Annotated in this window: 23 protein-coding genes and 1 riboswitch; of the genes, 6 read left to right on the forward strand and 17 right to left on the reverse strand. The window is 34.2% G+C overall.

The genetic code is table 11. From position 1 onward, the window contains the following. Positions 1-46 precede the first annotated feature (46 nt). Positions 47-436, forward strand: coding sequence for an HIT family protein (locus FJOH_RS08245; RefSeq protein WP_012023667.1), 390 nt, complete (start codon positions 47-49; stop codon positions 434-436). 64 nt (positions 437-500) lie between these two features. Here FJOH_RS08245 and FJOH_RS08250 read toward each other — a convergent pair whose 3' ends face one another. Continuing rightward, positions 501-1,655 (reverse strand): sensor histidine kinase, encoded by a 1,155-nt coding sequence (locus tag FJOH_RS08250; protein ID WP_012023668.1) that lies wholly within the window; start codon positions 1,653-1,655, stop codon positions 501-503. 159 nt (positions 1,656-1,814) lie between these two features. Between FJOH_RS08250 and FJOH_RS08255 the strand changes: the two genes are divergently transcribed. The 4 genes from FJOH_RS08255 to FJOH_RS08270 all read left to right on the forward strand — a co-directional run bounded on the left by FJOH_RS08255 (position 1,815) and on the right by FJOH_RS08270 (position 4,665). After that, positions 1,815-2,690, forward strand: a complete 876-nt coding sequence (locus FJOH_RS08255) for a flavin reductase family protein (protein WP_012023669.1) — start codon at positions 1,815-1,817, stop codon at positions 2,688-2,690. A 31-nt stretch (positions 2,691-2,721) separates the two neighbouring features. Then, positions 2,722-3,093, forward strand: a complete 372-nt coding sequence (locus FJOH_RS08260) for a DUF3127 domain-containing protein (protein ID WP_012023670.1) — start codon at positions 2,722-2,724, stop codon at positions 3,091-3,093. A gap of 136 nt (positions 3,094-3,229) precedes the next feature. After that, entirely contained in the window at positions 3,230-3,868 is a 639-nt protein-coding gene (gene aat / locus FJOH_RS08265) for a leucyl/phenylalanyl-tRNA--protein transferase (RefSeq protein WP_012023671.1), read from the forward strand. 2 nt (positions 3,869-3,870) lie between these two features. Further along, positions 3,871-4,665, forward strand: a complete 795-nt coding sequence (locus FJOH_RS08270) for an MOSC domain-containing protein (RefSeq protein ID WP_012023672.1) — start codon at positions 3,871-3,873, stop codon at positions 4,663-4,665. On the opposite strand, the gene FJOH_RS08275 is transcribed toward FJOH_RS08270, so the two are convergent. From FJOH_RS08275 to FJOH_RS08325, 11 genes are all read right to left on the reverse strand, one after another. Next, the gene (locus tag FJOH_RS08275; protein ID WP_012023673.1) at positions 4,662-5,372 is read right to left on the reverse strand and encodes a HesA/MoeB/ThiF family protein; all 711 of its coding nucleotides are present in this window, start codon (positions 5,370-5,372) and stop codon (positions 4,662-4,664) included. The genes FJOH_RS08270 and FJOH_RS08275 overlap by 4 nt on opposite strands. A gap of 55 nt (positions 5,373-5,427) precedes the next feature. Then, entirely contained in the window at positions 5,428-6,579 is a 1,152-nt protein-coding gene (gene thiH / locus FJOH_RS08280) for a 2-iminoacetate synthase ThiH (RefSeq protein ID WP_012023674.1), read from the reverse strand. A 98-nt stretch (positions 6,580-6,677) separates the two neighbouring features. After that, positions 6,678-7,454 (reverse strand): thiazole synthase, encoded by a 777-nt coding sequence (locus tag FJOH_RS08285; RefSeq protein WP_012023675.1) that lies wholly within the window; start codon positions 7,452-7,454, stop codon positions 6,678-6,680. Beyond that, positions 7,435-8,073 (reverse strand): thiamine phosphate synthase, encoded by a 639-nt coding sequence (locus tag FJOH_RS08290; protein ID WP_012023676.1) that lies wholly within the window; start codon positions 8,071-8,073, stop codon positions 7,435-7,437. The genes FJOH_RS08285 and FJOH_RS08290 overlap by 20 nt, the downstream gene beginning before the upstream one ends. After that, positions 8,063-8,818, reverse strand: coding sequence for a hydroxymethylpyrimidine/phosphomethylpyrimidine kinase (locus FJOH_RS08295; protein ID WP_012023677.1), 756 nt, complete (start codon positions 8,816-8,818; stop codon positions 8,063-8,065). The genes FJOH_RS08290 and FJOH_RS08295 overlap by 11 nt, the downstream gene beginning before the upstream one ends. Then, positions 8,776-9,387 carry a thiamine phosphate synthase gene (locus tag FJOH_RS08300; RefSeq protein ID WP_012023678.1) on the reverse strand — a complete coding sequence of 204 codons (612 nt, stop codon included), beginning with the start codon at positions 9,385-9,387 and terminating at the stop codon, positions 8,776-8,778. Before FJOH_RS08300 ends, FJOH_RS08295 begins: the two co-directional genes overlap by 43 nt. 88 nt (positions 9,388-9,475) lie before the next feature. Further along, positions 9,476-11,299: a phosphomethylpyrimidine synthase ThiC gene (thiC, locus tag FJOH_RS08305; protein ID WP_012023679.1), complete on the reverse strand. Its 1,824-nt coding sequence runs from the start codon at positions 11,297-11,299 to the stop codon at positions 9,476-9,478. A gap of 105 nt (positions 11,300-11,404) precedes the next feature. Beyond that, complete coding sequence (gene thiS, locus FJOH_RS08310; protein ID WP_012023680.1) at positions 11,405-11,611, reverse strand: sulfur carrier protein ThiS; 207 nt, start codon at positions 11,609-11,611, stop codon at positions 11,405-11,407. Between the two features lie 67 nt (positions 11,612-11,678). Beyond that, positions 11,679-11,775: riboswitch (TPP riboswitch) on the reverse strand. 120 nt (positions 11,776-11,895) lie between these two features. Continuing rightward, a complete protein-coding gene (locus FJOH_RS08315) occupies positions 11,896-12,456 on the reverse strand; it encodes a DNA-3-methyladenine glycosylase I (protein ID WP_012023681.1) in 561 nt (186 codons plus the stop codon). Positions 12,457-12,532: 76 nt separating this feature from the next. Beyond that, positions 12,533-12,964: a lipocalin-like domain-containing protein gene (locus tag FJOH_RS08320; RefSeq protein WP_012023682.1), complete on the reverse strand. Its 432-nt coding sequence runs from the start codon at positions 12,962-12,964 to the stop codon at positions 12,533-12,535. A 187-nt stretch (positions 12,965-13,151) separates the two neighbouring features. Then, positions 13,152-13,811, reverse strand: a complete 660-nt coding sequence (locus tag FJOH_RS08325; protein WP_012023683.1) for a queuosine precursor transporter — start codon at positions 13,809-13,811, stop codon at positions 13,152-13,154. A 156-nt stretch (positions 13,812-13,967) separates the two neighbouring features. Between FJOH_RS08325 and FJOH_RS08330 the strand changes: the two genes are divergently transcribed. Continuing rightward, a complete protein-coding gene (locus FJOH_RS08330) occupies positions 13,968-16,031 on the forward strand; it encodes a M3 family metallopeptidase (RefSeq protein WP_012023684.1) in 2,064 nt (687 codons plus the stop codon). Positions 16,032-16,091: 60 nt separating this feature from the next. Here FJOH_RS08330 and tsf read toward each other — a convergent pair whose 3' ends face one another. From tsf to FJOH_RS08355, 5 genes are all read right to left on the reverse strand, one after another. Beyond that, positions 16,092-17,054 (reverse strand): translation elongation factor Ts, encoded by a 963-nt coding sequence (gene tsf / locus FJOH_RS08335; RefSeq protein WP_012023685.1) that lies wholly within the window; start codon positions 17,052-17,054, stop codon positions 16,092-16,094. A 140-nt stretch (positions 17,055-17,194) separates the two neighbouring features. Then, positions 17,195-17,959, reverse strand: a complete 765-nt coding sequence (gene rpsB / locus FJOH_RS08340; protein WP_012023686.1) for a 30S ribosomal protein S2 — start codon at positions 17,957-17,959, stop codon at positions 17,195-17,197. A 228-nt stretch (positions 17,960-18,187) separates the two neighbouring features. Then, complete coding sequence (rpsI, locus tag FJOH_RS08345) at positions 18,188-18,574, reverse strand: 30S ribosomal protein S9 (protein ID WP_012023687.1); 387 nt, start codon at positions 18,572-18,574, stop codon at positions 18,188-18,190. Continuing rightward, positions 18,574-19,029 carry a 50S ribosomal protein L13 gene (gene rplM / locus FJOH_RS08350; RefSeq protein WP_012023688.1) on the reverse strand — a complete coding sequence of 152 codons (456 nt, stop codon included), beginning with the start codon at positions 19,027-19,029 and terminating at the stop codon, positions 18,574-18,576. Before rplM ends, rpsI begins: the two co-directional genes overlap by 1 nt. A 195-nt stretch (positions 19,030-19,224) precedes the next feature. Continuing rightward, positions 19,225-20,037 carry a ferritin-like domain-containing protein gene (locus tag FJOH_RS08355; protein ID WP_012023689.1) on the reverse strand — a complete coding sequence of 271 codons (813 nt, stop codon included), beginning with the start codon at positions 20,035-20,037 and terminating at the stop codon, positions 19,225-19,227. Between the last annotated feature and the right edge of the window lie 22 nt (positions 20,038-20,059).

Here is a 20,059-nt window from a genome sequence, read left to right on the forward strand (position 1 = left end):
TAACCGTTAAATCGGTTAAGCGGTTAACCAGTTAAACGAATAAACTATGAGTTCAATATTCACTAAAATAGTAAACGGAGAAATTCCTGCCTATAAAATAGCCGAAGATGATAACTATCTGGCTTTTTTAGATGTAAATCCAAACGCAAAAGGTCATACACTTTGTATTCCGAAACAAGAAATCGACAAGATTTTTGATATGGATGAAGAATTGTATTTAGGATTAATGAAATTCTCTAAAAAAATTGCAGCAGCATTAGAAAAAACAGTTCCTTGTAAAAGAATTGGAATTGCGGTTGTAGGTTTAGAAGTTCCTCATGCACACGTACATTTAATTCCATTAAATCATATGGATGAAATGCGTTTTCAGGACAAAGTTTCGCTTTCAAAAGAAGAATTTGAAGCTTTAGCAAAAGATATTCAGTCTAATCTTTAAGATTAAAACCAAAATAAAAAACACCAATTCAGTTAATGAGTTGGTGTTTTTTTATGTCTAATTTTTAAGCCGGACTGGTAGTTTCATAAGTAATCTGAAACGTAGTTCCTTTTCCAATTTCAGAATTAAGAACTTTAATCTTTCCATTGTGATATTCCTCAACAATTCTTTTGGTTAAAGAAAGACCTAATCCCCAGCCGCGTTTTTTTGTAGTAAAACCGGGTTCAAAAATAGTTTTGAATTGGTTTTTTGCAATACCGCTTCCAGAATCTTTCACGTTAATTTTTATATGATGAGCATCTTTTTCAATATAAAGATCTAAAGTTCCTTTTCCTTTCATGGCATCAATAGCATTTTTAACAAGGTTTTCGATCGTCCAGCTGTGAAGTGTTGGATTGATTAAAGCAAAAATTGGTTTTTCAGGAACCTGATAAGAAAAAGTGACCTGTTTAGAAAAACGTGATTGTAAATATTCGTACGTATTTAAAGTTTCGGCTACAATATCGTGCGGTTCTAAAACAGGAACAGAACCAATTTTAGAAAAACGATCCGTTATTGTCTGCAGGCGTTCCACATCTTTTTCAATTTCAATAGTTATGGATTGATCAATCGCTTCGGTTTTTAAAATCTCAACCCAGCCGATTAAAGATGATAAAGGCGTTCCAATTTGATGAGCTGTTTCTTTTGCCATTCCCGCCAGCAGTTTATTTTGCGTTGCCATTTTTGTGCTTTTGTAAAAATTGTAAATCAAAGCAGCACACAAAAAGATAATCAGTAATAAAGCTACAGGATAATATTTGAGTTTATTAAGTAAAGCTGAATTTCCATAATAAAGCGTTTGATATTTTCCCGGAGCATATTCAAAAGTAATAGGTTCATTTTCATTACCTAATTTTCTCAAATAATTGGCTCTTTTTTTCTTGTTCGTCAAGATCTCTTCTGGGACATTTGTGGCACTTACCACCTTATCATACAATATTACTATACCGGGAATAGAGGTATTATTGTTAATAATTTGAAGAGGAAGTTCAATGTCTGTATTTTCGTCAGCATTTACAATTGTAATTTGGGCATTTACAAAAAGCTTCATTTTTAAACGTTCCTCATTCTTAAAAATTTGGAAAAATGTATAAGTATTCCAGAGAATCAGCGAAATGATTAAAAAGGATATGAAAATTATAACCCAACGAGTTGTATTTCTACTTTCAGAAAAGCGCATAAACTAAATTTTGAGGTATAAATATAACGAAATAAACACATTTTATATTTTGCAGGGGCTTAAAAGATTTTTGTTTTAATCTTCAAAACTATTTCTTTGAATTGAACGATTTCAATACTTTTGTATGACCGAAATGAGGTTCGGTTAAACAGAAAAATTATGATTAGCATCAATCCAAAAGAGATACCTACGGCACAGCTGCAGGGATATTTACAAAGTGCAGTAGGGCCAAGGCCAATTGCTTTTGCAAGTACAATAAGCGAAAAAGGAATTCCTAATTTGTCTCCCTTTAGTTTCTTTAATGTATTTAGTGCTAATCCGCCAATTTTGGTTTTTTCGCCTTCAAGACGTGTTCGCGACAATACTGTAAAGCATACTTTGATTAATGCCGAAGCTACAAAAGAAGTCGTAATAAATGTTGTCAATTATGATATTGTACAGCAGACTTCGCTGGCAAGTACAGAATATGGAGACGGGGTAAACGAATTTATAAAAGCCGGTTTAACGCAGATTCCTTCAGATTTTGTAAAACCTTATCGTGTAAAAGAATCTCCAGTTCAGTTTGAATGCAAGATTACACAGATTATTCCGTTAGGAACAGAAGGAGGAGCTGGAAATCTGATTTTGTGTGAAGTAGTAAAAATTCACATTCACGAATCAATTTTGGATAAAAACGGAGCAATAGACCAGCATAAAATAGATTTAGTTTCAAGACTTGGCGGAAATTGGTATTCAAGATCCAATCAAGGGCTTTTTGAAGTCGCAAAACCGCTAACAACTTTGGGTGTAGGAGTAGATGCAATTCCTAATTTTATTAGAGAAAGTCCTGTGTTTGATGGGAATGACCTCGGTAAACTTGGAAATATCGAAGCCTTGCCTACAAAAGAAGAAGTTAGTATATTTGTGAAAGAAAATTTTTCTGTAAAAGGAGTTTTAAGCTCAGATGATCAGGAAAAAGTTCATTTAGAAGCCAAAAAATATCTCAATAATGATGACGTTGAGTCAGCCTGGAAAGTGCTTTTAGCTAAAAAATAAGAAAAGAAATAATAATTAATTATAGACGAAGATGGAAGTTATAGGAAAAGTAAAAGTGGTTAATCCTGAGCAGCAAGTTAGTGCTTCATTCAAAAAAAGAGAACTAGTAGTTACTACAGATGAGCAGTATCCACAGCACATTTTAATCGAATTTACACAAGATAAATGCGATTTATTAAGCAGCTATAAACAAGGAGAGGCAGTAAAAGTTTCTATCAATTTAAGAGGAAGAGAATGGGTTAATCCACAAGGAGAAACTAGATATTTCAATAGTATTCAAGGTTGGAGAATCGAAAGAATGGCACCAGAAGGACCTGCACAAACTCCTTCAGTTCCTGCAGCAGAAGCTTTCGCTCCAGCGACAAATTTAAACGAAGACGAACCAGACGATTTACCGTTCTAAGAGTTTAAAATTCAATTTATTAAATTCCAAATTCCAATTCATTTCCGTGAATTTGGGATTTGGAATTTTATTTTTGAGTTCATTTCATCAAATGACAATTTTTTAGGATTTGGAATTTAAAAGTTGACGATTTAAAATGTATTATTTATTTAAAGATTTGTTTTTTCCGCCGGTTTCAGAAGCTGATGAAGAAGGTGTTCTGGCTATTGGAGGCGATTTAGATCCAGAGCGGTTAAAACTGGCCTATAAAAGCGGTATTTTTCCTTGGTTTAATGAAGGTGAACCTATTCTTTGGTGGGCGCCGGATCCAAGAATGGTACTGTTTTTCGATGAATTGGTAATATCCAAAAGCATGCGAAAAATCCTCAATAAAAAAATATTCAAGGTTACTTATAATAAAAACTTCAAAGAAGTAATTTCTAATTGCCAGCAGATAAAACGTGAAGGACAGAACGGAACATGGATTTCGAACGAAATGATCGAAGCCTATTGCGAACTTCATAAGCAAGGAATTGCAAAATCTGTTGAGGTTTGGCAGGATGAAGTTTTGGTTGGCGGTTTATACGGAATAGATTTAGGTCATGTTTTTTGCGGAGAAAGTATGTTTTCTAAAGTTTCAAATGCTTCAAAAACAGCTTTTATTGCTTTAGCATTATATTTGAAGAAAGAAAATTATAAACTGCTGGATTGCCAGGTTTATAACTCGCACTTAGAGAGTTTAGGGTGCCGAGAAATTGATCGCGAAGAGTTTATGTCTATTTTAAAAAGTAAATAGAAATGAGTACAGTTCATATTGTAAAGGAAATTTACATTTATCCAATAAAAAGCTTGGCAGGAATAAGCTGTAAATCTGCTTTAGCTGAAGAAATGGGATTCGAAAACGATCGCAGATGGATGTTAATAGATGCTGAAAATCAAATGCTGACGCAGAGAGAACATCGTATTATGAGCCAGTTTTATCCAAATATTTCAGATGGAAAAATCAGCATAACTTTTCAGGATCAGGAACATGAATTTTTTATTGATGAACATTTAGAGAACTCAATAAAAGTAAACGTCTGGGATGATAAAAGCGAAGTTGTTGAGGTAAATCATGAAACATCAAAATGGTTTAGCCAGCACTTAGGGTTTGAATGTAAATTAGTCAAAATATTAAAAAACGGAGCTCGTAAACACGAAAGCTCCAGATTAAAAGAAACTTTCAATGTGAGTCTGGCTGATGGTTATCCGTATTTACTAATAGGATCAAAAAGTCTGGATTTTTTGAATGATAAACTGAATGAAAAAATCACAATAAAAAGATTTCGCCCAAATATTGTAGTAAGTACCGAAAACGCTCACGAAGAAGACAATTTTAAGACTTTTACAATTGGAGAAGTCCAGTTTAAAAACATAAAACCGTGCGGAAGATGCATTATGGTTAATAACGATCCTGAAAACGGACGTTTAAAAAAAGAACCTCTTAAAACATTAAGCACATATAGAAATTTTGATAATTCTGTTTTATTTGGGACTAATATTGTAAGCTTAAACTCTGGTAATATTACAGTTGGCGATGCGCTTGTTTTCTAAAAATTCAGTTTAGTAAAATTCCAGTTTAATGTATTAAAAATTATTAATTCGTTCTTTAAGGTTGGTAATTCCAGAATTAATTTAAGTGTTTCGTGTGCCATCATATTCCCAATAATTCCAGGTAAAGTTCCTAAAACGCCATTTAAATTGCAGTTTGGTACATCTTTAGGATCTGGCATTTCAGGAAATAAATCTCTAAGGTTTTTACTTCCGTTATGGTTAAAAACTGCAATTTGCCCTTCAAACTTTAAAATACTTCCATAAACTAAGGGTTTATTTAATTCAACACAAGTGTCATTGACTAAATAACGAGTAGAAAAATTATCAGAACCGTCCACAACAATATCATATTGCTGAATGATTTTTGCAGCATTTTCAACAGTTAATTTTTCATTAATTGCAATAGCTTCAATCAACGGATTGAGTTTTGAAACCACATCTTTTGCAATTATTGATTTGTGCTTTCCAATTTCATTTTCGGTGTATAAAATTTGTCGATGAAGATTGTGAATTTCGATAGTGTCAAAATCCATAATTCCAATAAAACCTACTCCTGCAGTGGCAATGTATTGTAAAATTGGGCAGCCTAAACCGCCGGCACCAATTACTAAAACTCGTGCTTTTTTTAGTTTTTCCTGACCTTCGTCGCCAATTTCAGGAAGAATAGTTTGTCTGTTGTAACGAAGGAATTCTTGAATAATACTCATTTTTTAAGTCTTAAAGTTTTTAAAGTCGAAAGTCGAAAGTCAAAAAAGTATTTGTCTAAGTAAAAGACTTTATGACTTTCGACTTTCCAACTTTATGACTAAATGATTTATCCCAATCTTTCCAGACAGGTTCGTAGCCGGCATTTTTTATAATTTTTGAAATTTCTTCTGCTGAGCGTTCATCGCTGATTTCGAATTGTTCTAAAGACTGCGGATCAACAACATAACCACCCGGATTTGTTTTAGAGCCGGCACTCATACTCGTAACGCCAATTGGAATTATATTATTTCTGAATTTTTCGTTTTCGCGGGTTGAAATCGAAATTTCTAAATCTTCATTCCATAAACGATAAGCACAGATCAATTGCGTCAAATCTTTATCATCCATAATAAAATTAGGTTCGATAATTCCTTCGGCAGGGCGGAGGCGGGGAAAAGAAACAGAATATTTGGTCTGCCAGTATTTTTTTTGAAGATAATCTAAATGCAAAGCATTAAAAAAGCTGTCCGTTCGCCAGTCTTCTAAACCTAATAAAACGCCTAAACCTATTTTATGAATTCCTGCTGAACCAATTCTATCAGGAGTTTCCAGTCTATAATCAAAATTTGATTTTTTACCTTTTGTATGATACTTTTTATAAACTCCCTGATGATACGTTTCCTGATATACCAAAACCGAATAAACTCCTGCATCATGCAAACGCTCATAATCTTCTTGAGAAAGAGGCTGAACTTCAACAGAAATAATAGAAAAGTCCTTTCTAATTAATGCAATTGCGTTCAGGAAATAATTGATGTTTACAGTATAATTTGCTTCGCCTGTAACCAATAAAACATGATCAAAACCAGTCTTTTTTAAGGCTTCAACTTCCAGTTTTATTTCAGCATCAGAAAGGGTTTTTCTTTTGATTTTATTGTCTAAACTAAAACCACAATAAGTACAAATGTTTTGGCATTCGTTACTTAGATATAATGGCGCATACATTTGAATCGTTTTGCCAAAACGTTTCTTGGTAATTTCATGGCATTTCTGTGCCATCTCTTCCAGATAATTTTGGGCAATAGGCGAAATCAAAACCAAAAAATCATCGAGATTGTATTTGGTTTTAGCCAAAGTTCGTTCGACATCTTTTGATGTGGTTTGGTATATTCTGGATTGGATTTCATCCCAATTGTATTGCTCAAAAATAGATTTGAATGTGTTCATAGTTTTTGTTTTTTAACCGCAAGGCACGCTAAGAATTACGCAAGGTTCGCAAAGCTTTGCGTTCTTAGCGCTTTTCTTTGCGAACTTTGCGGTTAAATTTATTCATAAAGAAAAGAAGTCAAAGGGCTGGAAGCAGAAGCGTAGTTCTGCTGATTGGCAGCTCTGGCTTCAAAAGCCTTTCTCCCTGCAATAACAGCCTCTTTAAAAGCTTCAGCCATTAATTTGGGATTTCCGGCAACGGCAATTGCAGTGTTTACCAAAACGGCATCGGCACCAATTTCCATTGCTTTCGCAGCATCAGAAGGTACTCCAATTCCGGCATCAACTATTACAGGGACATTACTCTGCTCGATTATAATTTCTAAAAAATCAATAGTTTTTAAACCCTTGTTGCTTCCAATTGGTGAACCCAAAGGCATTACAGCAGTTGTTCCGGCACTTTCTAAATGTTTGCATAAAACAGGATCTGCATGAATGTAAGGGAGGACAAAAAAACCGAGTTTGGCCAGTTCTTCTGTGGCTTTTAAAGTTTCAATTGGATCCGGCATTAAATATTTTGGATCAGGATGAATTTCCAGCTTAACCCAATTGGTTTCTAAAGCCTCACGAGCCAATTGAGCTGCAAAAACAGCTTCTTTTGCATTTCTTGCGCCAGATGTATTAGGAAGCAAATTAATATTAGGATGTTTTAAATGCGATAAAATAGCATCAGTATCTGTTTCCAGATCAATGCGTTTTAATGCAACCGTAACCAATTCACTTTCTGAAGCTAAAACAGCCTCTTCCATTTCCTGATTTGATCCAAATTTCCCTGTTCCTAAAAACAAACGAGACTTGAAGCTTTTGTCTCCAATATTAAACAATGACGTTTGCATATAATTTTTCGTTTAATTGTTGAATTAGTATTTTCTTTTCGTCGCTTTCTGTTATAATTCCCGAAACGGCAATTCCGTGAATTCCTGTTTCCATTAAAGGATTTATATCTTTTAAAGTAATTCCGCCAATAGCATAAACCGGAACTTCAATTTTATTTTTCTTCATTTTTTGAAGAATCTCAAAATAACCGGATAGACCTAAAATTGGACTTAGTTTTTCTTTTGTGTTTGTAAATCTAAAAGGACCCAATCCGATATAATTGCATCCATTTTTTACGTGATTCTGAATGTCTTCAAAAGTATTTGCTGTTCCTCCAATAATTTTTTCAGCTCCTAAAATGGTTCGGGCTTCGTCGATTTTCATGTCTGATAAACCAAGATGCACACCATCTGCATTAATCTGCTGTGCGAGATAAAGATTATCGTTTATAATAAAGCTGGCCAGATATTTTTCGCACAAAAGCTTTATTTCTTCTGCTAAAATGAAAGAGTCTTTTTCGGTTTGGTTTTTAAATCGCATTTGTATCCAATCGCATCCTGAGTCTAAAGCCTGATGAATATTGCGGACTTGGTCTTCGATTGTGTTTCCCTGTGAAATGTATTGCAGTTTATTGTACATAATGATATCCAATTAATGTTGATGTTGAACTCAGGTATTTTTCGATATAATTTTTAGCATTTTTGCAGGCTTCTTTTATAGTTTGATTATAAGCCAGATTAGAAGCAATAGCTGATGAAAGAACACACCCTGAACCATGTTTTTCAGAACATTCTTTTTCTGTTGGAAACAAATCGTAAATCTCATTTTTAAGAAACAAACGATCAGTTCCAATTTCAGTTTCATTGTGTCCGCCTTTCAATAAAATATTGACAGGGATCTTAATTTCTTTACAAAGCATTTTTGAAATAAACCCTGGAAATAAAATTTCGATTTCATGATAATTAGGAGTAATCAAATCAATTTTTGACAATATTTTATATAAATGAGAATAATCTTCAATTGTCATAAACTCAAATTTTGTTGTTGATTTTAAAACCGGATCCCAGATAATTTTAGTTGTGGGAGACAAATTTTTTATTGTCGAAATAATTTGATTCAAGTCATTTAAAGAAGAAACAATTCCGATTTTAACAGAGCTGATTTTATAACTGTTAAAGAGCGTTTCTATCGAACGAATAATAAAATCTGAATTAGTCCATTGAATTTCATGAAATACATTTTCTGTCTGAATTGTATTGGCTGTTGAAATACCAAAACCTGTTACTTTGTGCTGTTCAAATGTTTTGATATCAGCCAAAATCCCAGCACCTCCAGATGGATCTAAGCCTGCGATTGTAAGTACGAAAGGACGGTTTGCTGACATATTTTAAATTGTTTTACAGGATTTTCATTGTTCCAAATAGTTCCTAAAAGTGCCACATCATCAAAGCCATTTATAAGCGTTTTTGAAATGTTATCAGAGCATATTCCTCCTAATGCAATAGCTTTTGTTTTATAGTTTTTTCTTGATTTTAATGCTTCAAAAAGATCTGTTTCCGGCTGATAATTCTCTTTTGAAATACTTTTAAAAACAGGGCTTAGAAATGCATAATCAAAATCACTTTCTAAAGAATTAAAATCTTCAATTGAATGTGTTGATGTTGATTTAGACCTGCAGGGTTTTAAAAACCTTGCAGGAAAATCATTTAGATCTTTTCTTTCTTTTTCAGAAAAATGAATTCTGGTAATTCCAAAATCTTCTGCTAAATCGTGATGACTATGCAAAAACAAATTACCGCGAAATTCCAATTTGATTTGATGAATAAAATGCGCCATTTCTATTTCTGAAAAATCAGGTTTGCGAATGTGAAGCAAAGACAATCCTTCTTCTAATAAAGAATGAAGAATTTCAATTTCATTTTTAATGGAAAAAGGGTTTGTAATTACAATCATTTCAAAAAAGCATTAAGTTTAAGATGGAAGTATTAAGACTTTGGAGATGTTCAATCTTAATACTTAATACTGTCATTTTAATACATTACTAAATATAAATCTCTTTTCCCTGTTCAATAAATTCCTCTGATTTCTCCTGCATTCCTTTTTCTGCAGCTGCGACATCTCTAATTTCCTGAGAAATTTTCATAGAGCAGAATTTTGGTCCACACATCGAACAGAAATGTGCCACTTTTGCACCATCTGCCGGAAGTGTTTCATCATGAAATTCTCTTGCAGTGTCAGGATCTAATGCTAAATTAAACTGGTCTTCCCAGCGGAATTCAAAACGAGCTTTACTCAAAGCGTTGTCTCGATATTGCGCTCCCGGATGACCTTTTGCCAAGTCGGCGGCATGTGCCGAAATTTTATAGGTAATCACGCCGTCTTTTACATCTTTTTTGTTCGGTAAACCCAGATGTTCTTTTGGCGTTACATAACACAGCATTGCACAGCCATACCAGCCAATCATTGCAGCGCCAATTGCAGATGTAATATGATCATAACCCGGTGCAATATCTGTAGTTAATGGGCCTAAAGTATAAAATGGTGCCTCATGACAATGTTCTAATTGTTTTTCCATGTTTTCTTTGATCATGTGCATCGGAACGTGTCCCGGACCTTCAATGAAAACCTGTACATCATGTTTCCAGGCAATTTTTGTCAATTCTCCTAAAGTTTCTAATTCTGCAAATTGAGCAGCATCATTCGCATCTGCAATCGAACCCGGACGTAAACCGTCTCCCAAAGAAAAAGCGACATCGTATTGTTTCATGATTTCACAAATTTCTTCAAAATGTGTATAAAGGAAATTTTCTTTATGATGAAACAAACACCATTTTGCCATGATTGAACCGCCGCGAGAAACAATTCCAGTAACTCTATTTGCAGTTAAATGAATATAACGAAGTAAAACTCCGGCGTGAATTGTAAAGTATGAAACGCCTTGTTCTGCTTGTTCAATCAAGGTGTCACGGAAAATCTCCCAAGTTAAATCCTCGGCAACTCCTTTTACTTTTTCTAAAGCCTGATAAATTGGAACGGTGCCAATTGGAACAGGAGAATTTCTAATAATCCATTCTCTGGTTTCATGAATGTTTTTTCCCGTAGATAAATCCATAATCGTATCAGCTCCCCAGCGGCAAGCCCAAACGGCTTTTTCAACTTCTTCTTCAATACTCGAAGTCACAGCACTGTTTCCGATATTGGCATTAATTTTTACCAGGAAATTGCGCCCCACAATCATAGGTTCGCTTTCTGGATGATTGATATTATTTGGAATAATTGCTCTCCCGCAGGCAACTTCTGAACGGACAAATTCTGGGGTAATTTTGCTTTTTGGTGTATTCGCACCAAAACTCTCTCCGCTGTGCTGGCATTGCATTGCTTTAGTCTGCTCGTTTAAAAGTTCGATACGCTGGTTTTCACGAATCGCGATATATTCCATTTCCGGCGTAATAATACCTTGCTTAGCGTAATACAATTGTGTTACGTTTGCACCTTTTTTAGCACGTTTTGGCTGATGTAAATATTCAAATCGAAGATGATTCAGACTTTCATCTTTCAATCGGCTTTGTCCGTAATCTGATGTGATTTCACTTAAAATTTCAACATCATTTCTGTCAAGAATCCATTTTTCGCGTAAGCGTGGTAATCCTTTTCTAATATCAATTTCTACATTTGGATCAGTATATGGTCCGGAAGTATCGTAAACGGTTACAGGTGGATTTTTTTCAATTCCTCCGTTTGAAAGTTTGGTATCATTTAAAGTAATTTCGCGCATGGCTACTTTTATTGGGTGAATTTCTCCGTCGATATAGACTTTTTTAGAGTTTGGAAATGGGGTTCTGGATATTTGTTCTTCTGTAGTCATAGGAAAAGAAGTTATGAGTTATGAATTATGAGTTGTTGCAGCGACACACCAGAGTGCGTCTACGTCAAGTTTGTAATTAGAATTTTTAAATTGAAATTTTAGTCTTTATCCTCCTTGCGTAGCAGAAATAATTAAAATTTCGTCGGTTTCTTGTACAAGGAATTCGTTCCATTTGATTTTTGGAACAACGGTATTGTTTACAGCAACGGCGATTCCGTTTTGCTTGTGCGGAATTTCGAGATCGAGCAATGATTGAACGCTTAGCGATTCAGCATTGAATTTTTTGGTTTGTTGATTGATTTTTAGTTCCATTCCTTTTTGAGTTTAGTGTATAGATACACAATAGGAATGGCTGCAATAACGCACAGAAATGCGTTCAAGAAGTCATCTTACTTTTCCCTACGCTAGTATGAACTAGATCAGGTTCAGAGGGTAAAATCTCAGCCTGCGTGATGCAGACACCCCTAAAGTGTGAAGCAAATGTAATGATTTTTTTTAAGTTTTCACTCGCGGTCTCAGTTTTGAGACTTTTAATTTTTGTTTTGATTTTTTTTAAAACTTAAAAAACGACTGAAAACTTAGACTGTGACTGAAAACTATTTAACTCTGGTAAAGCAGTCCTCGATATGATCATTTACCATTCCGGTGGCCTGCATATGTGCGTAAATAACGGTTGATCCTACGAATTTAAAACCGCGTTTTTTTAGGTCTTTACTAATTGCATCCGAAATTGGTGTGGTTGCCGGAACATCTTTTAAAGTTTTGGGTTTGTTGTCGATAGGTTTTCCATCAGTAAATTTCCAAATGTAACTTGAGAAACTTCCAAATTCTTCCTGGATTTTCATAAATGCCTGTGCGTTTGTAACGGCAGATTTAATTTTAAGTTTGTTGCGGATGATTCCAGTATTCTGCATCAATTCTTCGATTTTATCATCAGGATAATTGGCAATTTTTTTATAATCGAAGTTGTCAAAAGCAGTTTTAAAGTTTTCTCTTTTATTTAAAATGGTTATCCAGCTTAAACCTGCCTGAAAGGTTTCCAGAATTAAAAACTCAAAAAGGGTCGGATCGTCATAAACAGGAGTTCCCCATTCTTCGTCATGGTATTTTTTATATAAATCACTTGCTGAACACCAGCCGCATCTTATTAGTTCCATTTTTTTATTTCAAATGTATAAAAAAACCTCAAATCAATTAAGATTTGAGGTTTTTGAATAATTTATAATCTAGTAATTAGATTTTTTTGAAAACTAAAACAGCAGAAACTGTAATTCCTGATTCAGTGTATGTTTCTTTTAATTTTAATTTGTTTCCTGTTAATTCAGCAACTTCGTATTTCTCAGTATTGTTAGTACCGTACGTTTTAGACAAACTGCTTCCTTCTTTTACCCATTTTCCTTCTTGAGTATATGCTTTACATTTGTCATCTGTAAATTCTGAATATGAATCTACAAATTTTCCATCTGCTTTAAATTCTACAACATCATTAGCACATCCTTCATTTGTAGCAGGTTGTAATATTTCTTGTCCTGCAAGAACAGCTCCTACTTCAGTAAGTTCCCATTTTCCTTCGAGTGTTCCTTCTTTATCATCATCGCTGCTGCAAGATGTTACTGCTAATCCTAAAGTTAAAACTGATACGAAAAGAATACTTAATTTTTTCATTTTGGTTGATTTTATTTGTTAAATTTTTTGGCAAAAATAGAATCTTTTTTAACAAATAAACTTTTGTTTCATAAGCTTTTTCGTGTGTTTTTAACATTTTATTATAAGTTGTTGATTTTCAATACCAGGTATTTATACCTGTTTTTCAAATGATAATCCTCTTCTTAAATAATTTCTATTATTTATATTATTTTTCTTCTTTTTCTTCGTCCAAATATCTTTTAATTAAATGATGGCCTAAATAGATTGCTGGTGTGAGTAAAATGGCGATTGCTAACTTAAAAGTGTAACCAATTAATCCTGAGGAAATAAAAGTGTCAAAATCTATTTTTCCCGGAAGCCAAAATGCAATTCCAAGAACAATAAAAGAGTCAAATAATTGAGAAATTACAGTTGATCCTGTAGTTCTTAACCATATTTTTTTATGCCCTGTTCGTTTTCTAAAGAACCAAAAAACACTTACATCGATTAACTGAGAAACCATAAAAGCGATTATACTTCCAAAAATAATCCACATACTTTGACCAAAAACGGCTTCAAACTGCTGGTCATTAACTGGACTTATTCCCTTTGCAGCCGGAATTACAATTGCCATAAATAAAATTAAAAATGCATATGCAATAAGACAGGCGGTTATAAAAGAAAGTTTTTTTACGCCCTTTTCGCCAAAATACTCATTAATTAAATCAGTTGTTAAAAATACAATTGGCCAGGGCAGAATTCCAATACTCATTACAAAAGGGCCAATCTGGATTAATTTTCCTCCTATAAGTTCTGCTACAACAGCATTTGTTATAAATATTCCTGCCAGAATTACAAAGACAATTTCTTTTCGGGTTTTAAACATGATATTTTGGTTATGATGTTTCAAATTTAAGTTATTTCTTTAAATCATTGAAACGGATTAGGCAGTTCGTTTGAAGTTTGCTTTCGATTGGTTAATTTTGAGACTCTATCTTTAATTCCTGAAAAGGAATAAGGAATTAATCTATGTACTTAAATTATGGAAAAACAACCCAATTTAAATAATTCGCTGCTTCAGGAATGGTCAGGTCCGTATGGAGGAGTGCCCGATTTTACAAAATATAAAATTTCAGATTTTAAACCGGCAATTGAATTTGCTATTCAGGAAAAGTTGGAGGAAATTGATGCGATTGCAGATAATTCAGAAAAACCAACTTTTGAAAATACAGTTCAAGCTTTAGAACTTTCGGGCGAAAAGCTGGATCGTATTCATTCTGTTTATGGAATATACAGGTCAAATTTGAGTACTCCGGAATTTAATGCGGTAGATACAGAAATGTCGCCAAAACTGGCAGAAATCAGTGATAAACTCTATCAAAATGAAAAATTATTTTTAAGAATAGAAGAGTTATACAAATCTGAAGAAAGTAAAAAATTAACTGCTGAGCAGCAGCGTCTTCTTTGGCTTTATTATACCGATTTTGTTCGTGAAGGAGCAGAGCTGAATAAGGAAGACAAAGAGAAGGTTGCGAAAATTAACCAAGAATTAGCGGGACTTTTTACGCTTTTCAGCCAAAAATTGCTGGCAGAAGAAAATGATCAGTATTTAGAATTAAATTCAGAAAGTGATTTAGAAGGTCTTCCAGAAGAATTTAAAAATGCTGCAATTGCAGAGGCAAAAGAAAGAAATCTGAATGTTTTGGCTTGTATAGGCAACACAAGATCTTCAATTGAGCCATTTTTGACTTTTTCAAATCGAAGAAGTTTAAGAGAAAAAGCTTTTGATATTTTTGTAAAAAGAGGCGATAATCCGAACGAAAATAATACAAACGAAACGCTGGTGTCTATTTTAAGATTACGAGCTGAAAAGGCTAAAATATTAGGGTTTAAGAATTTTGCAGAATGGAGTTTGTCTAATAAAATGGCAAAAGACCCGCAGAAAACTTTAGATTTAATGAATTCTGTCTGGAAACCAGCTGTCGAAAAAGTAAAAAATGATGTTTCGGCTATGCAGAAAATGGTTGATGAAGAAGGAGGAGATTTTAAAATCCAACCTTGGGATTATCGTTTTTATGCAGAAAAAGTGCGTAAAGCAAAATACGATTTAGATCAGAATGAAATTAAACAGTACCTGCAATTAGAAAATTTAAGAGAGGGTATGTTTTGGACAGCGGGAGAGTTGTTTGATTTAGGTTTTAAACAATTATTCGATGTTCCTGTTTATCATCAAGATGTTCGTGTTTGGGAAGTAAATAATAAGAATACAGGAAAAGTAATTGGCCTATGGTATTTTGATCCTTACGCCCGTACAGGAAAACGTTCAGGAGCTTGGATGAACTCGCATAGAGACCAGCAGAAAATAAAAGAAAACGTACTTCCAATTGTATCTAATAATTGCAATTTTATAAAAGGAAATGCAGATGAATCTGTTTTGATTTCGTGGGATGATGCGACGACTTTATTTCATGAATTTGGGCATGCTTTACACGGATTATGCTCGAATGTTACCTATCCAAGTCTTTCGGGAACTTCGGTTGCAAGAGATTATGTAGAATTTCCTTCTCAATTATTAGAACATTGGCTGGCAACTCCGGAAGTCCTTAATAAGTTCGCACTTCATTATAAAACGAATGAACCATTGTCGCAGTCTTTAGTAGAAAGAATTGCAAAAGCGGCTAATTTTAATGAAGGTTTTGCCACTGTAGAAACAATTTCAAGTTCTTTTGTGGATATGAAACTGCATTTAACTACAGAAAAAGTCGATCCTCATCAATTTGAAAAAGATATTTTAGCTGAAATTAATATGCCTTCAGAAATTGTAATGAGACACAGAATTCCACAGTTTGCTCATATTTTTTCGAGTGATGGATATGCTGCAGGTTATTACAGTTATTTATGGGCTGATGTTATAAATGCAGATGCTTATGAGGCATTTTTAGAAGGCAACGGACCTTTTGATAAACAAGTTGCAAAACGTCTTTATGATATTGTTTTAACGGCAGGAAACACAATTGATAACGAGACGATGTATGAAAACTTTAGGGGACACGCTCCAAAATCAGATGCTTTAATGCGTGCAAGAAATTTTCCAGTCGAAAATTAATTGATATAAAAAAGCCCGAATAAGTAAATATTCGGGCTTTTTAAATATTGAAATAATATATTAACCTAAAGTAACTCTTTTGAAACCTGTGATTTCAACGTTGAATCCTTTAACGTAATCACCAACTTTTTTACTGTCATCTTTGATGAAGTTTTGATCTAATAAAGCTTTTTCTTGATCTAAAGTAGTGTTGTCAGAAATGAAACGTTGAACTTTTCCTGGAAGGATTTTGTCCCAGATTTGCTCTGGTTTACCTTCAGCTTTTAATTCAGCTTTAGCATCTTCTTCAGCTTGTTTGATAACTTCAGGAGTTAATTGAGAGAAAGAGATGTATTTAGGAACATTTTTTAAAGTTTTTCCTAAACGTTTTGCTTCTTCATTATCTTTTTCGATTACAGCAATACGAGCAGCAAGTTCAGATTCAACAAAAGCTGGATCAAAATCTTTGTAAGATAATGTGTCAGCTCCCATAGAAGCAACTTGCATAGATACGTCTTTTGTTAAAGTCTCAGCATTAGCAATTGGAGCAGAAATAGCTGTTAAAGCAGCAATTTTGTTCACGTGAACATAAGATCCAACGAAAGCACCTTCTAAAATTTCGAAACCACCGATTTCGATTTTCTCACCGATAACACCTGTTTGCTCAATTAATTTTTCAGCAACAGTAATTCCGTTGAAGTCAGAAGCTAAGAATTCTTCTTTATTAGAGAAGTTGATAGCTCTTTCAACTAAATCTTTAGCTAAAGTTACGAAAGCTTCATTTTTACCTACGAAGTCAGTTTCACAGTTTAAAGTGATGATAGCTCCTTTAGTGTTGTCTGCATTGATAAAAGAAACAGCAGCTCCTTCAGAAGACTCACGGTCAGAACGGTTAGCAGCAACTTTCTGTCCTTTTTCTCTAAGGATTTGGATAGCTTTATCGAAATCTCCTTCAGCTTCAACTAAAGCTTTTTTACAGTCCATCATTCCGGCACCTGTAGATTGTCTTAATTTATTTACGTCTGCAGCAGTAATTGTTGACATGATATTTTGAATTTTTAATGTTAAAAGTAAAAAATTCCAGCTTTTAAATCCCAAACTCCAATTTTAATAAATTATCAACATAACGTTTTTAATTTTGTATTTGGATTTTGGAATTTAAAATTTGGAATTTAAAATTTGATTTATTCTTCAGTTGCAGGAGCAGCTTCAGCTTCAGCAGCTGGAGCTTCTTCAGCAGCTTCAACTTCTTTTTCTGCACCTCTGTCTGAAAGACCTTCGATTACAGCAGTAGTTACTAAAGATAAAATTTTGTCAATTGATTTAGAAGCGTCATCATTTGCAGGAATCACGTAATCAACCTCTCTTGGGTCAGAATTCGTATCAACCATTGCGAAAACTGGAATGTTTAATTTTTGAGCTTCTTTTATTGCGATGTGTTCAGCTTTGATATCTACTACGAACAATGCTGCAGGTAGTCTAGACATATCAGCAATTGAACCTAAGTTTTTCTCTAATTTAGCACGTAGACGATCAACTTGTAAACGCTCTTTTTTAGATAAAGTGTTGAAAGTACCATCTTTCTTCATTTTATCGATAGAAGACATTTTTTTAACTGCCTTTCTGATAGTTACGAAGTTAGTCAACATACCGCCTGGCCATCTTTCAGTGATGTAAGGCATGTTTGCAGCTTTTGCTTTATCAGCAACGATGTCTTTTGCTTGTTTTTTGGTAGCTACGAATAAGATTTTTCTACCTGATGCAGCGATTTTTTTCAAAGCTTCGTTAGCTTCTTCAATTTTAGCTGCAGTTTTATATAGATTGATAATGTGAATACCATTACGCTCCATATAAATGTAAGGAGCCATGTTTGGATCCCATTTTCTAGTCATGTGTCCGAAGTGAACACCTGCTTCTAGTAATTCTTTTACTTCTATTTTGTTTGCCATTTTTGTACTAGTTTACGTTCTGTTGATTAGCAATGTGTTTTGGCTTTAGGCACTAAGCTTTAAGCTTTAGGCTTCAAACATTTGACTTTAAGACTTTCGACTTTAAGACTCAACCCATTTAGATGCTAAACTATATCCTACCTCGATAGGAGAGCAACAATAACTGTGTTTTTTAATTTCAATAAATAATTGATAATGTCTTGTCCCATTTGAACAAGACAGGTAATATTAACGTTTAGAGAACTGGAATCTCTTACGAGCTTTCTTCTGACCGAATTTCTTACGTTCAACCATTCTAGGGTCTCTTGTTAATAAACCTTCTGGTTTAAGGATTCCTCTGTTTTCAGCGTTAACTTCACACATTACGCGTGCTAATGCCATTCTTACAGCTTCTGCCTGACCAGTTGTACCACCTCCGTAAACGTTTACTTTTACGTCAAAGTTGTTTACATTTTCTGTCATAGACAATGGTTGTAAAACTTTGTACTGTAAAGTTGCAGTTGGAAAGTAAGTTGCGAATTCTTTTTTGTTTACAGTGATGTTTCCAGTTCCTTCAGAAACGTATACACGTGCAACAGCGGTTTTTCTTCTACCGATTTTGTGAATAACTCCCATTACTTAAGATCATTTAGGTTAACAGTTCTAGGTTTTTGAGCTCCGTGAGTGTGCTCAGATCCTACAACAACATTTAGATTTCTAAAAAGTTCAGCTCCTAATTTGTTTTTAGGTAACATACCTTTTACAGCTTTTTCTACTAATAATGCAGGGTTTTTAGATTGCAATACTTTAGCAGTTAAAGTTCTTTGTCCTCCTGGGTAACCTGTATGACGCATGTAAATTTTGTCATTCAATTTTGTACCTGTAAGGTTAATTTTTTCTGAGTTGATAACAATTACGTTATCTCCACAGTCAACGTGCGGTGTGTAACTTGGTTTGTACTTACCTCTTAAGATCATTGCAACCTTTGAAGCAAGACGTCCTAAGTTATGACCTTCAGCATCAACAACGATCCACTCTTTAGTTACAGTGGCTTTGCTTGCTGAAATTGTCTTGTAGCTTAATGCGTCCATAATATTATTTTAATTAAACATTCCATCCCCAATAAAGGGGATGCAAAAGTACAATTAATTATTTTAAAACCAAATACCTGAAAAGAATATTTTATATCCTGAAAATCAGGGGTTCAGTTTTTTATTTAAATCCATAAAAAAAGCACCTCTGCATTTTGCTGCAAAGGTGCTCTATTATTTTGAATTATTTTTTAGTTACACTATAAATATATTAGCGATATCAACTACTTGTTGTGTTGTAAGCGGCTCATCATAAGCTTCTGATCCTGCGGCAGCACCAAATGCTGTCGAAGTATTGAACCCTGCCTGTATCGTAACGCCTTCGCCGTCGTATACTGCTTGTGTTGCTGCCGGCATTCCTGCACCTCTTTCAGCATTAGAAATCCAGCCTTTCAGTCCGCGCAGGCGTCTCACTTCTGAAGCGTGGCGTGCTTCTACAGAATGAATTTGTAATGCCGCTGTCAGTAAATCTGGAGTAGACATTAAATTTGCTGCCTGACCTTTATAAGCTCTAACACCTGTATCTTCAAAAGCTTGTGCTAATGCCAAAAAGGTTGGATAGTCTCCAAAAGGGTCAAATGCACCGCCAACAGTAAAGTCAAAAGTAGGTTTTGGAACAAAGTTAGCGCTCATAGAGCCGCCTAATCCTGCGATTAAAAAAGATACGTGGTCTGATTCGTGAGCTGCTATCTGCTGAAAAACTTTTAAATCGCGTCCGCCATTTTCAGAAGCAGGAATTACTCCAGAATCTAATGCCATTGCATAAAATTCATTTTCAAGGTATTCTAAAGTCAGCGCAAACTGCAAAGCGCCAATAGGTGTTGCAGGTGTTGCTGTGATATCTTTTGCAAATGCTTTGCCGGTTAAGGCTGATAAACCAAAAGGGATGGATGCCAAGGCCAGGTTTTTTCCAATATTTCCAAACTGAGTAAAACTGTCTCTTCTTGAACCAGTACTTTTCATTAAATTGTCATCAGTAAAGGTTTCTATAAATTTTAAAATATTCATAATTTCTAATTTTTAGCTGGTT

It is taken from the genome of Flavobacterium johnsoniae UW101 (assembly GCF_000016645.1).
GTDB classification, from domain to species: Bacteria; Bacteroidota; Bacteroidia; order Flavobacteriales; family Flavobacteriaceae; genus Flavobacterium; species Flavobacterium johnsoniae.

Excerpts from the sequence above, each read along its gene's own strand:
- FJOH_RS08245 (WP_012023667.1), top strand. The coding sequence starts at position 47 with ATGAGTTCAATATTCACTAAAATAGTAAACGGAGAAATTCCTGCCTAT.
- FJOH_RS08250 (WP_012023668.1), bottom strand. The coding sequence starts at position 1,655 with ATGCGCTTTTCTGAAAGTAGAAATACAACTCGTTGGGTTATAATTTTC.
- FJOH_RS08255 (WP_012023669.1), top strand. The coding sequence starts at position 1,815 with ATGATTAGCATCAATCCAAAAGAGATACCTACGGCACAGCTGCAGGGA.
- FJOH_RS08260 (WP_012023670.1), top strand. The coding sequence starts at position 2,722 with ATGGAAGTTATAGGAAAAGTAAAAGTGGTTAATCCTGAGCAGCAAGTT.
- aat (WP_012023671.1), top strand. The coding sequence starts at position 3,230 with ATGTATTATTTATTTAAAGATTTGTTTTTTCCGCCGGTTTCAGAAGCT.
- FJOH_RS08270 (WP_012023672.1), top strand. The coding sequence starts at position 3,871 with ATGAGTACAGTTCATATTGTAAAGGAAATTTACATTTATCCAATAAAA.
- FJOH_RS08275 (WP_012023673.1), bottom strand. The coding sequence starts at position 5,372 with ATGAGTATTATTCAAGAATTCCTTCGTTACAACAGACAAACTATTCTT.
- thiH (WP_012023674.1), bottom strand. The coding sequence starts at position 6,579 with ATGAACACATTCAAATCTATTTTTGAGCAATACAATTGGGATGAAATC.
- FJOH_RS08285 (WP_012023675.1), bottom strand. The coding sequence starts at position 7,454 with ATGCAAACGTCATTGTTTAATATTGGAGACAAAAGCTTCAAGTCTCGT.
- FJOH_RS08290 (WP_012023676.1), bottom strand. The coding sequence starts at position 8,073 with ATGTACAATAAACTGCAATACATTTCACAGGGAAACACAATCGAAGAC.
- FJOH_RS08295 (WP_012023677.1), bottom strand. The coding sequence starts at position 8,818 with ATGTCAGCAAACCGTCCTTTCGTACTTACAATCGCAGGCTTAGATCCA.
- FJOH_RS08300 (WP_012023678.1), bottom strand. The coding sequence starts at position 9,387 with ATGATTGTAATTACAAACCCTTTTTCCATTAAAAATGAAATTGAAATT.
- thiC (WP_012023679.1), bottom strand. The coding sequence starts at position 11,299 with ATGACTACAGAAGAACAAATATCCAGAACCCCATTTCCAAACTCTAAA.
- thiS (WP_012023680.1), bottom strand. The coding sequence starts at position 11,611 with ATGGAACTAAAAATCAATCAACAAACCAAAAAATTCAATGCTGAATCG.
- FJOH_RS08315 (WP_012023681.1), bottom strand. The coding sequence starts at position 12,456 with ATGGAACTAATAAGATGCGGCTGGTGTTCAGCAAGTGATTTATATAAA.
- FJOH_RS08320 (WP_012023682.1), bottom strand. The coding sequence starts at position 12,964 with ATGAAAAAATTAAGTATTCTTTTCGTATCAGTTTTAACTTTAGGATTA.
- FJOH_RS08325 (WP_012023683.1), bottom strand. The coding sequence starts at position 13,811 with ATGTTTAAAACCCGAAAAGAAATTGTCTTTGTAATTCTGGCAGGAATA.
- FJOH_RS08330 (WP_012023684.1), top strand. The coding sequence starts at position 13,968 with ATGGAAAAACAACCCAATTTAAATAATTCGCTGCTTCAGGAATGGTCA.
- tsf (WP_012023685.1), bottom strand. The coding sequence starts at position 17,054 with ATGTCAACAATTACTGCTGCAGACGTAAATAAATTAAGACAATCTACA.
- rpsB (WP_012023686.1), bottom strand. The coding sequence starts at position 17,959 with ATGGCAAACAAAATAGAAGTAAAAGAATTACTAGAAGCAGGTGTTCAC.
- rpsI (WP_012023687.1), bottom strand. The coding sequence starts at position 18,574 with ATGGGAGTTATTCACAAAATCGGTAGAAGAAAAACCGCTGTTGCACGT.
- rplM (WP_012023688.1), bottom strand. The coding sequence starts at position 19,029 with ATGGACGCATTAAGCTACAAGACAATTTCAGCAAGCAAAGCCACTGTA.
- FJOH_RS08355 (WP_012023689.1), bottom strand. The coding sequence starts at position 20,037 with ATGAATATTTTAAAATTTATAGAAACCTTTACTGATGACAATTTAATG.